A 13,915-nucleotide genomic window follows, 5' to 3' on the forward strand; every position below is an offset into this window, starting at 1 on the left:
TTTCATTTTATAAAAAACAATAATATCAGGTGTGTTGATTAGTGAAATACAAGCGAACCGAGACCCTGGACTGAGCATCGCGAAGGAAGCGGCTCGGTGCTTGCCCGCGGAAAGCGAGCTCCCGTAGCGGAAATCAACACTCCCGCTTTATTAGTAATGGTGAAAATTGGTTAATCCACACGCCTGTAATAATATCTTTCTAATTCACGAGAATTGAAAAAGCACTAAATACCAATAAAGCTGCCATAATGATATTAAACTGTTTTCTGTATTGTACTAAGAGCTTTTGAAAAACTGATCCAAATAAACCCCAACTAAATGTACTTGTTACACCAACGACTCCTAAAAATAATGCGAAAAGAAAATAGCTTAAATAGGAAGCATAATAAGGAAGAATGAAGGTTGCCACTACTGTAATGCCAAAAAGAATACCTTTTGGATTTACAAATTGTAACAAGACCCCTATTAGGAAAAAGTTTCGATGATCTTCATCATATCCCTCAGCACTATCTTTACTCATAAGAATTTTGTAAGCCAGATACAACATGTACCCTACACCCAAAATAGTTAGAGGAATTTCAATGATTGGCATAATACTTGTCAGGACGATATTAAAAATACTGCATAATAAAATAATCACAAAAAATCCTGTACCTACCCCGAAACTAAACCGCACCGATTTATTTAACCCATGTTTATTCGCAAATGCCATTGCCATGATATTGTTCGGACCTGGCGTAAAACTGGTGATAATCACAAATAACAGAAATGAAAATAAAGGCATATTCAACTCCCCCTTGCATGTTTGTTGTATGTTATAATGTCCGAAATAAACAATATAACGTCAGTCTTTTTAGTATACAAAATAGTCGTTATATTGTACACAGTATAGGAGTGAGTAAAATGGAAGAAATTCATCTTATTCTTGCAAGAAATCTAAAAGCGATTAGAGAAAAAGAAAAACTAAGCTTGGAAAAGGTCGCTCAATTAAGTGGTGTCAGCAAAACGATGATTGGGCAAATTGAAAGAGGCGAATCCAGTCCAAGCATAACAACCATATGGAAAATAGCGAATGGTTTAAAGATTTCCTTTACGTCCCTCATCAACAACCCGCTTCCAGATACGACCATTGTTTTAAGAAAAGATATTCAAGTTTTGTCTGAAGACAACGGTAGATATAGAGTTTATCCTGCATTTCCCTTCCAAGACGATAAACGCTTTGAGGTATATACTGTTGAAATTGAAAAAGAAGGAAAGTTAAATGCGGATTCTCATAGAGAAGGTACCGAGGAATTCATCACTGTGTTTGACGGAGAAGTAACGATTGATGTCAGCGACGGTCAATATACGCTAAAAAGTGGGGATTCGATCAGATTCAAGGCGGATAGACCTCACACTTATGCTAATTCTGGAGACACATTGGCTCGATTAAGTATGACGATCTATTACCCAGCATTATAGTAATTTAAATGTACAAGGAGCGACTTTAGAAATGATTTATTCAATTGTATTATTTATCTTTGCTGGGCTTGCTGAAATCGGTGGAGGTTATCTCATCTGGTTATGGTTAAGAGAAGGCAAACCCTATACTTGGGGCATTTTTGGAGGTATATCATTAGCTTTATATGGAGTTATTGCAACCTTTCAATCCTTCCCGTCATTCGGTAGAGTTTATGCTGCATACGGAGGTATATTTATCATACTTTCCGTATTGTGGGGGTGGGGTGTCGATAAAAAAACACCGGATTTTTATGATTGGTTAGGTGCCATTATATGTTTAGTTGGCGTTGCTGTGATGTTATTGGCACCTCGTCAATAATTCCTTGCCTATCTTGTTCTATGTATTACATGTGAAATACAATGATATAGATGGATACTGTGACAGAAAGGTCAGTTTTGTCACATAGATTTAAAAAGCTATCTAAAAGTCCATTGTCATTAATTTTTGGGTCAGCCCATGTTTTCGTATAGATTGTTGCTGTTAAACATAAAGACCAAGTTAATCTACAAAAAGTGTAGAATCAACTTGGTCTTTATGTTTTGATCTTTCATAAATCCTTCTTCGACTAAAGGGGTTAGTTTAAGTGTGAATTAATATCAATAAAGCAATAGTTAGAAAAAGTAATCTTGTTTCACCTATTCTATAAATATTAAAATAACATCTATGCAATATCGAAAACACTTAGAGAAAAGGACGGTAAATCACAAAATAGACTATGGAAGATACAGCAACAATTGTCATTATATAAATCAATTTATTATTTACTTTTTTATAAAACCAACAGCCTAACACTATCAGACTCAGGAAATCAAAAATTAATTGAAATAAAAAAGTATGATTATTATACAAATAGATACTTATACCAATTGTTTCCGCAACTAATCCGCTTACTGGTAATGCATACAAAAAGCTGCTCAGCTTATTATCTTTATTCCAAAAGTATAGCACGTAAGCAATGGCACTACATACTAAGGCTAAAATATTATACAGTATAAATAAATCCCATTGAAATCCGTCATTATAAAATCTCGGAACAAAAAAGCCAAGTATATATTTCAAAAAGTAAAAGCTGAAATTCATACCGAATAAGTACAAGAAAACATTAATAGCTGCATTTTTATTAGTAGAACTAACGTATATCACTAATGTTACCGTTAACATCCAAAAGCCAAATAAAGTCGCTATTGAGCTGAAACTCCATAGGTCATCATATGGAAAAAAATCCGTCAACCTTGTTATTAAACCGACCAATAAACCTAAGCCAATCACAAAAGAACAGGACTTAAAGCTCCCATCTAATTTCTTCGAGCGCACTATCACAAACAATCCCTCTCCATTAAGATTATATAAGCTTAAGTCTCAGTATATCATTATATTACCATAAAGATTATGCAGTTTTTAGACAATACTGCTTCAGTTATCCTGCGACGTTCGTTGAAGAGCAACAACCTTTGAGAAAACAGCCTTATTCTAAAATATATTTTGGCAACAATATACTCAACGTATGTATCTTCACTTTACAAACTGATACATTAATACGTCATCTACGTACTCATTATCACTCAATTTTATTTCATTAATTTTTCTTCCTTCTTCGATAAAGCCCATTTTTTTGTATAAAGCGATGGCGTTTTCATTTGTTGAAAATACGCCTAAACAAACTTTTTCAATTAATGGATTTTCCTTGGCCCACTTTAATAATCCCTGCAATAACTGCTTGCCAAGACCTTGACCACGATATTGTTTATCTATCATCATACCGAAAGTTCCTGTATGCGCAATTCTTTTCCGATTAGGTGATCGAAAAACTAACCAACCAACAACACTATTGTCAATTTCAGCAACTAAAATCGTTTCATACTCATTTATTAGCTTCTCCTCAATCCACACTTTCTTCCCCTCTAGCGTTTGGTTAAATTCATCAAAAGTCGTCATTAAATACTGATCTTCAGTAATAACATCTTTTTGGATTTCTAGCATTCTAGCTGCATCATTTATTTTTGCCAATCTAATTGTAGCTGAACTCAAAGAAGCTCCCCCTTTTTAATGACCCTTGCCTAATATTGAAAATTTGGCTTCCAAAATCTATAGTCAGGACATCTTTACAGCTATTATAGCGTAGACAATGTACGACTTTCAAAATCTTTCAACAATTGCTGATATGCAGCATCTGATGAAAGAAATTGATGTATTACCTCTTAAACTATAGTTCTATCGATAAATCCCCCCAAGTTTTATGCCATTCTTTTTCCTGCATACGTTTAATATAAATTACATGTAATTTGCTATCTTTTTGAAAATAAGGAGTTGGTTGAACAATCTTATTGAACAAATCCTCTAACCCGTATGGAGCCATCACTTCAAGTTCATTTTTTCGAAGTCTTACGGCAATTGCAGTCGGTATTTCTGTAAAATGAGCAACACCATCATAAGAAGAAGTGTAAGGAGCTAAACCATTTTTCAAATGCATACGTGCTTGATTTTTTACTGACCAAGGTTGGTTTGGTAGCAAAGATTCAAGTTTCTGTTCTAGTTTTTTTTCTGTCTCCCACGAGGTATCCGTACTGTCGAAATAAATAACATCAATATCATTAATCGGTGTATTACTATTATGTAAAACATCCCAAACTTTATTGCGAATTAGTCCAGCACTCACCCAAGCATCATTTAAGTTTAATTTTTCTACTGCTTCTAATATTGACATTATATAGCTGTCGTTTTTTATAATATCTATTAATTGATCTTCATATTTACTCATTTTAACTCCCCTCTCCAAGTTTCCCAGTCAATTACTCCATACAGAAAAAGTTGTCTCAAAAATTACTGAGACAACTCTTTTGATGGTATTGGTCTTCCTATACCAGATTATTTATATAAATGATCAAGTTCTTGATAATCTTGCTGGTAGCGACCACCGTCTGCTACTTCTGCGTGATACAACGCCTTTAATGCGTAGTTTTTTTGTAAATCCATATCAGCCATCAGCTCTTTTAGTCGATCATGTAATACACGATTTTCTTTCACTAATTGCTGCATCTGTGGTTTAAAATATTTCAAGTTGGTAATCTCCCTTAATTTATAACGTTTCTACTAGTATATCACGATTATTTCCGAAAGACTCGTATGAGTAGCTAGAATTTCTTCACTACTAAGAGATCTCATTAAGCGAGTTGTCCATACTTTTCAATAATCTCTCTTTATCCAAGATAAATCATTTCTTTTAACCATTGCTCAAATGCTATTTCCGTATCTGTATTTGCTTCTACAATTTTAAACCTCTTTGCTACAGGTACATTTCTATACCACTCTAGATCATCAATTACATGTCGTTCTCTCCTGTTGTTCATGTCCTCCCTAATTAAAAAATCAAGAATATATGATGATTCTTTAAACAGTTCTCCATAATAGTCACTTGAGTTCATTTCAAGATTTTCAATACTATACTCGTCTAAAAATAATATCTTTTTATTTTCATCCTTCAGATAGTAACAATAACCCTCGTATTCTAAATCATCAATTGATGCTATTGGGTGTTCATGGCTATCCTCACATAAACATATATCACAATTAAACGACTTAAAAATATTGATAAATTCCGATAGATATTCATACTTTATGGGGATTGTAGGTAGAATTTCAGACTTTCTTGTTTGTAATCCTAAGTATCTTTCTTCTATCGTTATTTCAACATATTCTTCTTCAGAAAAATCTTCTTTTCCCCAGTCACTTAAAAAGTATTTACTATACTTTTCAGCAATCTTATGAATATGTTTATGTGGTGTTATGGAGTCACCATACAAAAGTAATACTAAATTTTCCATTAGATCTAAACTCCTCAATTTGGGATTGCCAATGTATTTTCTTATTTCACTAAATTATGATAAACAAAAAATCGTCTGATTATCGATATACCGTTCATTTTATTTGCTCGTGTAACAAAATTATAAATTTCTTCTGCTTCTCAACTTCACGAATAAGCGTTTGAGTCCTTTTATTACTTTCTAGATAGGTTCGAATTTTTCGGTTCATAATGAATAATCTTCTATATTGTTCTTGGCTATATAACTCTTGAAACCACTTTTCACTTTGCAATATTTTTATATTCTTATCGATTTTCTTTGTATCCAATGCCTTATCACCCATTGGGATAAATGCTGATAATATTTCTTCCAACATCAACTTTTCTCCTCATTGATTTCCTCATTATGAACTAATGCTATCAATTATTTATTTTCTAATACTTTTACTTCTCCGTTTACGTCTTGAGATTTTTGGTTAGAATTCTCAACTTCTACATACCACCCCTCATAGCCTGAAAAGACTTTAGGTTTAATGAGCAATAAGTGAAAGTTAAGCTCGTACTTCGCTTATCACTAATTGTTCTTTTTCATTCGTCTTTTTTATGTATAACCCACTACCTAAAATGAATACAAAGCAAATAAGAATAAACACCATGGTTGTTAGTCCATTTTTCATTTCAGCACCAACCTCTTCTTTTTGAATCTCATTATTTAATCTAAAATCCCGCTTTACAAGACTCCAAAAACTATAGCAAAAATCAAAATCGTTGCCACTCTTAATGTACTACTGTTGTTAAATCCCTTGCTGAGTATTTTCCCTTAAGTAAAATTAAAAAGCCTGAGCCCTTTAAAATCAGGTCTCAAGCCACGTATCGTATTTATATGCGTTGTTTGAATCGGGGCATACTAAAAAAAGGAACCTAGCATCTTCTAAACAACATTTAAGTTATTTGAAGAAGAGGTTCCCCGTTTATCCAATTGTTATGCTATTAACGGAAATCCGCCTTGAATTCACCAGTGATTTTCTGATGCCCATTATCCACATCATACACTTGTACTTGTTCAAGTTCGAAGCGATCCATAATCGGCAGATCGTTCACCGAGAACAGGTAAGAATCTTCTGAAACTACATGTTCATGCCATGCCCAGTTTGGAATGACAAAATAATCACCTTTTTTCCAATCAAAACGTACGCCGTTAATAATCGTGTAACCAGATCCTTTATATGCATGATGGATTGTCGAATGCGTATGACGATGTGCTTTCGTATGGAATCCTTTTGGAAGATACTGCATCCTTGAACCGATCGTTGGGTTTGCCGTTTTTCCAGTAGATGGATTGATGTACTCAATCGCAAAACCTTCATACGGATCAGGGTCAAAATTCATCAAACCTTTAATCGCTTCCTCTGTACGATTCCACTTGAAATTTGCTAAAGGTGCAATCGTATAATTGGCATCACCAACAGGTCGAACCATACCGCCCCTATAACGAAGTTCCGAAAAGTTATCCGGTACATCAGGCTGTTGGAGTCCATCTTTATGTGGTTCAAAGAATGTCCCGCCAATCGAATATAATGTTGGAATATCGAGCGCATCCATCCATATCATCGGTTTATCACCGACATGACCATGACCGTGCCACAGGTTCTTCGGTGTCGTCAAGAAGTCACCTTCTTGCATATAAATCCGTTCGCCTTGAACAATTGTATACGCACCTTCACCATCTGTAATAAAACGAATTGCACTTTGTGTATGTCGATGCGATGGTGCTTCTTCTCCAGGAAGTAAAAGTTGAACTGCAGCATACAATGTTTGTGTTGTCGACGCCCAACCCCAAGGCTGACGATACGTTAAACCAGGGTTTTGAAAATAAATCGCACGACGTTCGCCGCCGCGTTCTGGTGTGAATATTTCTGCTGCTTCCATCAATTTCTTAGTCAATAGTTCCCCGCTCCAAAGATATGCCTCGGCTTGCGGTTTTGGTGTTTTATTCATAATTTCAGGGATAGCTTCCCAAAGAGGACCGAGATTGTATTGTTGAATATCCTTCGTAAAGTCTTTAACTGTGTTACTGCTCATAAATTGTTTGACTTCTTCTTTCATTTCTGCCATTCAAAACACATCCTTTTCTTATATTATCCTAATCAGTTTCGTTTACTTAAATTGCGTTGAATTTGAACGTAATGTGTGTTCGTATGTTCCATCAGGAAATGATTGATGATGAACGACACTGGTTTGTTGCCAAACTTTTCAAAATTACGATGCGGATTCTCTGCATTAAGTTGTGCTTCACTTAAACCGATTAGACGGTCTGAAACTTGTTGTCTTATATTTTCCAACTTCGCAATTTCTTCTTCAATACTCAGCTCATCTGGATTAGATACTGCCGCAAGTCTACTTTCATCCGCTAAACCACGTCCCCACTTCGAACCCGGCTCTGCCACTACACGCTCCACTTCGCCAAGCCAGTATGGAATCGCTTCATTTAAGTGCGATACAATTTGCATGATTGACCATTCTTCTTCAGTTGGATTCCAACGAATAACCGTTTCATCTAATCCTTCTACACTTTTAAGAATGTCACAGATTGAGTCATTAATTACTCGAATCGAGTCTTTATTTGTTGTGGTAGTCATGTTAGTTCCTCCCTGCTTGTAGAACTACTTTATTTTCCAGTACCCCTACTTGGTCAATTTCTATTTTCACTACATCGCCATCTTTTAAGAATGTTGGAGGATCCATTGCAACGCCTACGCCGCCTGGTGTTCCAGTTAAAATGATGTCACCCGGTTCAAGCGTAACTAACTTCGAAATGAATGAAACCAGATGTTGAACAGAGAAAACCAGATTCTCTGTATTCGTTTTCTGTCTCACCTCGCCATTAACTGACAGTACGACACCGAGTCCAGATGGATTTGTTAATTCATCAGTAGTAACCATCCAAGGTCCCATTGGTGCACTGCCGTCAACTGTTTTTCCTTGAAGCCATTGCAGTGTTCGCCTTTGTATATCACGATAAGTTACGTCGTTGGCAATTGTGTAACCTGCCACGTAATCAAGTGCATCTTCTTCAGATACATTGCGCGCTTGCTTACCGATTATAACTGTGAATTCAGCTTCGTAATCCAGTTGTTCAGAAATCGGATGGAACGGTATATCGTCTTCCGGTCCAATAACTGTATTCGCAAACTTAGCGAATAAAACTGGATTAGTTGGAAGGTCGCGCCCCATTTCTAAAATATGTTCACGGTAGTTATGCCCTACACAGAAAATCTTCCCTGGGTCTGTCACTGGTGCATTTACTTTTACTTCACTTTTATCATAAATCAGCTGGTGCTTGAAGTTGCTAGTATTGGAAAGTGCATAGTTAATCACAGACTTAGCAATTTCCATGCTGTCATTTCCACCTTCAAGGAAGCCTTCCATTTTGGCTGGCACATATGCTTCAGCAATGGCTTCATATCGATACTTGCCCTCACTCTGAAGCTGTGCTTGGTACGCATAATTGAGGTCGACTACCTTTTCCCCTTCAACAATTGCACCAATACGAGAAAAACCTGCAGTTGTAAATGTAATCAGTTTCATAATTATCTCCCTTTTAAATGTTTTATTTAAACACTCCAATTCTCTTAGCAACGATGTTCCATCCACTAATACACAACGGCAGTAATAGCAATCACGCTAAAATACTAAAACAATAGTTCCAATTATTAGAATGCGCATTACAAGTGGTCATCTGGCTACCTCATACTAAGTTGTAAAAGCTTGATTATGCTTATTTAGCTCTTCTTTCAACTTTAATTTGCTTATCTTCCCTGACGACGTGACGGGTAACTCATCTAGAATGAGGAACTTGTCTGGAATTTTGTATTTGACAAACCGTTCTTTCATAAAAGCAAGCAATTCCTCTTCGTTAGATGTTTCCCCTTCTCGAAGGACAACACAGGCATATGTCAATTCGCCAAATATCGCATCTGGAAGACCGATGACTGCAGCTTCCAAAATAGCTGGATGTTGATGAAGTGCCTCTTCTAATTCCCGTGGATAAATATTAAATCCACCTTTAATGATCATTTCTTTTTTCCGACCGACTATACGAACGTAACCATTTTCATCGATTGTTGCCATATCTCCTGTATAAAACCAACCTTCCTGATCAATTGCTTGAGCAGTTTCTAGCGGCATATTGTAATAACCTTTAGTCACTCCAGGACCCTTACAAGCAAGTTCCCCAACCTCGCCGACCCCACACTCCTGCCGATTTTCATCGACCACTTTTAATTTCACGCCAGGTATCGGTCGACCCACTGTTTCAGAACGCGCCTTATCATCAGCATCAAATCCAGTCAGTGTAAGTGTTGCAGACGTTTCAGTTGAGCCATAAGCGATTAGAACATTGCAGTTCATATCCGTCCGTATTTGTTTTACAACTTCCACCGGGCATGGTGCAGCAGCCATTTCACCTGTTCGAAGGGAACTTAAGTCATATTTCTCAAAATCAGAAGAGTTCAGTTCCAATATAAACATCGTTGGAACACCTGGATGTACAGTCACTTTTTCTGATTCGATGAGTGCCAATGCCCCTGTCACTGAATACTTCCGCATAACCACTAATTTCCCACCACAAAATATTGCCCGAAGAAGAAAGGTGATACCCATAATATGAAACATTGGATTTGGAATTAAAAACACATCATCTTCTGTACATTCCATAACTTTTGAAGCTGAAGCGGAACTAAACAATACGTTTTCATGCGTTAGCATCGCACCTTTTGGATGCCCTGTTGTGCCCGATGTAAACATAATTGTAAATAAATTATCCTTCGGCTCAACTCGTATATCTTCAAATTCATTACCAACTAATAAATCATCATAATAAAGATATTCCTCCGCCTGAAAACCAACGGAAATTAGCATCTCCAACGATTCTATTTCTTCGCGAAGTTCTGAATAAAAACTTACTTCTCCACAAAGTAACGCTTTGGCACCCGTTTGTTGCACTAGATAGGAACATTCCCCTTTGCTGAAAAATGGATTAAGAGGAATTAAAACAGCTCCAACACGTGCAATAGCAAAAAATGATGTGACGAATTCAATTGAATTTATGAGTGCGACCGCCACGCGATCACCGCTTTTAACACCACTATTTTTTAGTCCTTGAGCAAGTTTTGTCACTTCATGATCTAATTGTCCGTATGTCATTCTTCTTTTTTCATCATAGATTGCTTCCCGATTTGGCAATTTATTAGCTTTAATTTTCAATAAATCACTGACATTAGAATGCATTAAAATGTTATCCAAATTATCCACCTCTACCTCTATACTTTCACCTCTAAATAAAAACCATGAAAAAATGTTATTTTGAATGTTTGATAAATAATTCCCACGACTTTATCTAGATAGCCCCAACAACTAGCGAGCTATTAAAAGGTAACGAATGCTCAAATCGACTTCCTTGGACAACCATTAGGATTACTTATAATTTTTTATAACGATTCCCAAATTGCCGCGATTCCTTGGCCGCCGCCAATGCAAACTGCCGTTGCACCATACCTTTTATTACGTCTTTTTAATTCGTAAACAAGTGAATGCGCGATTCTTGTTCCGCTTGCTGCAAGTGGATGTCCGAGAGCAACAGCACCACCATTAACATTCCCTATTTCCAAGTCAAATCCAAGTTCCTTCTGACAAGCTAGATACTGCGCCGAGAAAGCTTCGTTAATTTCGATCAAATCCAAATCTTCCAACTGTAAATCGGCTTTTTTCAAAGCGCCTCTAATCGCTGGTACCGGCCCAATCCCCATATATTTAGGATCAACACCAACAACATCCCACGAAACAAGACGCGCAATCGGTTTCAATCCATTTTTCTCTGCATAATGGCTAGATGCAATAATAACTGCCGCTGCACCATCAACCATTCCACTTGCATTTCCCGGTGTAACAACCCCACCCTCAACAAAGCGAGCTTCCAGTTTCCCTAGTTTTTCCATAGTTGTCTCGCGGATATGTTCGTCATGCTCAACGAGGTTATCGCCTTTTCTTCCTTTGACAGTTACAGAGACAATTTCTTCTTTAAAATAGCCTTTATCTCTCGCATTGATAGCACGCTCATGACTGGAAAGTGCATGGGCATCCACTTCTTCGCGTGTTATTTTATACTTTTCCGCAAGATTTTCTGCGGTTTGCGACATTGTACATCCAACGTTCGTATCAAGTAAGCCATCCCAAACCCAGTCTTCAACCACTGGTCCTCCAAGTGGGCTTCCCCATCTCGCACCGCGAATAACGTGAGGTACTTGGCTCATATTTTCAGTACCACCAGCCAAAACAACATTCGCTTCTCCTGTAAGAATATAGCGTGCTCCAGTTAAAATTGCTTCAATACCAGTACCACATACTCGGTTGATTGTAACTGCCGGTACCTCAAGAGATGTACCTGCTTTCAAGCCAACATGTCTTGCTAATAAATGCGCATCTTTACTCGACTGCTGAACGTTACCGAATACAACTTGATCGATGTCTTCGGGGTTGATTTTTGATTTCCGAATTGCTTCTTTCGCTGCGATTACGCCAAGTTCTGTCGCCGTAATGTCACGGAATGAACCTGAAATTTTTGCAAATGGCGTACGTGCACCTTCTAATAAAACTATATCTGTCATTCTAAACACCCCTTCCACTATTTTTGAGACCACTGAAAAAGTGAAATTCCCAGAAATATAAAGTAAAATTCACGTAATAAATGATTATAAAAAATTCTACTTTATTGTTTTTCAGCGCCCTCTTATTCTTCAGATTGATTAAACAATATAGCGTTCTGCCGCAATTACTCTATCAGCAATACGTCTCTTAGTTTCAACTAGATTTTCTTTACTGCTTGCGATCAGACGTCCCGCGGCATGTGAGAACTCCTCATGATCGTTAAGATGATTAAGTAAATTTAACCCTACAATTGCACTCCGTTGCGCCGTTTCATGAATAAAGACTTTTGCACAATCTAATTTTTGTCCATTCTGTTCTTCCCCGGACTGGTTAATTGCTTTTTCCGCGCGTAAGATAGCGCTTTCACTTGTGTAAATACTAATAGCAAGATTTGCAAGGAATGCTGCACATTCTTGCTCTTCATTCATATTATCGATACTAGCCTGGTGAATCGCTTGGATAGCTACATGGTAATAATCTTTCAAAAGACGGAGAGTCTGTTTTTCATGTTGAAGTGGACCATTTTCAGGATAAATAGAATGGTTTTGCTTAACATAATTTTTCAACAACGTAGAAGCTATTATGATTCTGTTGATTTCATTTGTACCTTCAAAAATTCGATTGATACGTGAATCACGATAAAGAGTTTCTACTTCATATTCACCCATATAGCCATATCCACCATGAATTTGAACGGCTTCATCGATGACAAAATCTAGCGTTTCGGAAGACATAACTTTATTCATCGAACATTCGACAGCATAGCCTGCAATCGTTTCACTATAGCCTGTACCGTTGGCTTTCATTTCCTCAAAACCTTTTTGCATTGCACCAGCCGTGCGATAGACGCTACTTTCATTGGCAAATGTTTGAATCGTCATATCAGCAATTTTTTGTTTGATCAAATTAAAACTAGAAATCGACTTGTGAAACTGTTTACGATCATTGGCATACTTTGTCGCAAGTTCAATCGATCGCTTGGAAGTGCCAAGTGCCGTTGAAGATATTTTAAAACGACCGATATTCAACACATTAAAAGCGATAATATGACCGCGACCAATTTCGCCAATCACATTTTCTACCGGTACTTTTACATTTTCCAAGATGAGTGAACGAGTTGACGATCCTTTCAGCCCCATTTTTTTCTCTTCAGGACCAGTCGATAAACCCTCATACTCTTTTTCAACAATAAATGTCGTTATTTTATCGTTGTCTATTTTTGCATAAACAATAAAGATATCTGCAAACGCCGAATTTGTAATCCATTGTTTTTCCCCGTTGATCACATAATATTTTCCATCATCTGATAACTTTGCAGTTGTTTTCAGTCCCATTGCATCAGTTCCAGCAGATGGCTCCGTCAGTGCATATGCTGCAATCTTTTCTCCTGTTAATAAAAAAGGTAAGTATTTATCTTTTTGATTTTCACTTCCAAAGTAAGCAATCGGAAGGGCGCCAATTCCAGTTTGCCCACCAAATGTAATGGAAAAAGAACGGCTAATGGCCATCTTCTCAGAAATGATTGCACCACACACTTTCCCAAGGTCCAATCCGCCATCTAATTCCGGAATGTCGGCCCCTATTAATCCCAGTTCTCCCGCTTCTTTAATAAGACGGACCGTTTCATCGAATTCTTGATTTTCAATTTTTTCCAGTGCAGGCATAACTTCATTCAACACAAACTTCTCAGTCATGTCGGCAATCATTTTATGCTCTTCACTAAAATCTTCCGGTGTGAAAATATTTTCCGGAACAACACTTCCGGATAAGAAGCTATTTATCTCCTTTTCTTCTATCAACACTTTCTTTCACTCCCTCTATCTAGAAATCTGATTATTCAATGTCTGTCTTAACTAGGCTTTGTAGAAAATGAAGAACCTGATGATTTTGCATATGGACGCTTCTTTATT

At 37.0% G+C, this 13,915-nt stretch carries 16 protein-coding genes; 2 read left to right on the forward strand and 14 right to left on the reverse strand.

Annotated elements, in window-relative coordinates:
• Nucleotides 1-199 precede the first annotated feature (199 nt).
• Nucleotides 200-784, reverse strand: coding sequence for a LysE family transporter (locus AEA09_RS09780; RefSeq protein WP_053583654.1), 585 nt, complete (start codon nt 782-784; stop codon nt 200-202).
• Nucleotides 785-903: 119 nt separating this feature from the next.
• On the opposite strand from AEA09_RS09780, the gene AEA09_RS09785 reads away from it, so the two are divergent.
• A complete protein-coding gene (locus AEA09_RS09785; protein WP_053583655.1) occupies nt 904-1,461 on the forward strand; it encodes a helix-turn-helix domain-containing protein in 558 nt (185 codons plus the stop codon).
• Between the two features lie 31 nt (nt 1,462-1,492).
• Nucleotides 1,493-1,819, forward strand: coding sequence for a YnfA family protein (locus AEA09_RS09790; protein ID WP_053583656.1), 327 nt, complete (start codon nt 1,493-1,495; stop codon nt 1,817-1,819).
• Nucleotides 1,820-2,182: 363 nt separating this feature from the next.
• On the opposite strand, the gene AEA09_RS09795 is transcribed toward AEA09_RS09790, so the two are convergent.
• The 13 genes from AEA09_RS09795 to AEA09_RS09850 form a co-directional block, all read right to left on the reverse strand.
• Nucleotides 2,183-2,821 (reverse strand): hypothetical protein, encoded by a 639-nt coding sequence (locus tag AEA09_RS09795; RefSeq protein WP_245622823.1) that lies wholly within the window; start codon nt 2,819-2,821, stop codon nt 2,183-2,185.
• A gap of 192 nt (nt 2,822-3,013) precedes the next feature.
• Entirely contained in the window at nt 3,014-3,529 is a 516-nt protein-coding gene (locus AEA09_RS09800; protein WP_053583658.1) for a GNAT family N-acetyltransferase, read from the reverse strand.
• Nucleotides 3,530-3,704: 175 nt separating this feature from the next.
• Nucleotides 3,705-4,259 (reverse strand): nucleotidyltransferase family protein, encoded by a 555-nt coding sequence (locus tag AEA09_RS09805; protein WP_053583659.1) that lies wholly within the window; start codon nt 4,257-4,259, stop codon nt 3,705-3,707.
• Nucleotides 4,260-4,366: 107 nt separating this feature from the next.
• Nucleotides 4,367-4,558: a hypothetical protein gene (locus tag AEA09_RS09810; protein ID WP_053583660.1), complete on the reverse strand. Its 192-nt coding sequence runs from the start codon at nt 4,556-4,558 to the stop codon at nt 4,367-4,369.
• A gap of 140 nt (nt 4,559-4,698) precedes the next feature.
• Complete coding sequence (locus AEA09_RS09815; protein ID WP_053583661.1) at nt 4,699-5,322, reverse strand: hypothetical protein; 624 nt, start codon at nt 5,320-5,322, stop codon at nt 4,699-4,701.
• A gap of 94 nt (nt 5,323-5,416) precedes the next feature.
• Nucleotides 5,417-5,677, reverse strand: a complete 261-nt coding sequence (locus AEA09_RS09820) for a hypothetical protein (protein WP_053583662.1) — start codon at nt 5,675-5,677, stop codon at nt 5,417-5,419.
• A 174-nt stretch (nt 5,678-5,851) separates the two neighbouring features.
• Nucleotides 5,852-5,977, reverse strand: coding sequence for a hypothetical protein (locus tag AEA09_RS20480; protein ID WP_281176715.1), 126 nt, complete (start codon nt 5,975-5,977; stop codon nt 5,852-5,854).
• A 313-nt stretch (nt 5,978-6,290) separates the two neighbouring features.
• The gene (locus AEA09_RS09825) at nt 6,291-7,415 is read right to left on the reverse strand and encodes a cupin domain-containing protein (protein WP_053583663.1); all 1,125 of its coding nucleotides are present in this window, start codon (nt 7,413-7,415) and stop codon (nt 6,291-6,293) included.
• A gap of 32 nt (nt 7,416-7,447) precedes the next feature.
• A complete protein-coding gene (locus AEA09_RS09830; RefSeq protein WP_053583664.1) occupies nt 7,448-7,939 on the reverse strand; it encodes a DinB family protein in 492 nt (163 codons plus the stop codon).
• 1 nt (nt 7,940) lies between these two features.
• Complete coding sequence (locus AEA09_RS09835) at nt 7,941-8,888, reverse strand: fumarylacetoacetate hydrolase family protein (RefSeq protein ID WP_053583665.1); 948 nt, start codon at nt 8,886-8,888, stop codon at nt 7,941-7,943.
• 165 nt (nt 8,889-9,053) lie between these two features.
• Nucleotides 9,054-10,604, reverse strand: coding sequence for a class I adenylate-forming enzyme family protein (locus tag AEA09_RS09840; protein ID WP_245622824.1), 1,551 nt, complete (start codon nt 10,602-10,604; stop codon nt 9,054-9,056).
• A gap of 185 nt (nt 10,605-10,789) precedes the next feature.
• Complete coding sequence (locus AEA09_RS09845) at nt 10,790-11,965, reverse strand: acetyl-CoA C-acetyltransferase (protein ID WP_053583666.1); 1,176 nt, start codon at nt 11,963-11,965, stop codon at nt 10,790-10,792.
• Between the two features lie 138 nt (nt 11,966-12,103).
• Nucleotides 12,104-13,804, reverse strand: a complete 1,701-nt coding sequence (locus AEA09_RS09850) for an acyl-CoA dehydrogenase family protein (protein WP_053584678.1) — start codon at nt 13,802-13,804, stop codon at nt 12,104-12,106.
• Nucleotides 13,805-13,915 lie beyond the last annotated feature (111 nt).

The sequence above is a fragment of the Lysinibacillus contaminans genome, from assembly GCF_001278945.1.
In the GTDB taxonomy this organism is placed as follows: Bacteria; Bacillota; Bacilli; order Bacillales_A; family Planococcaceae; genus Lysinibacillus; species Lysinibacillus contaminans.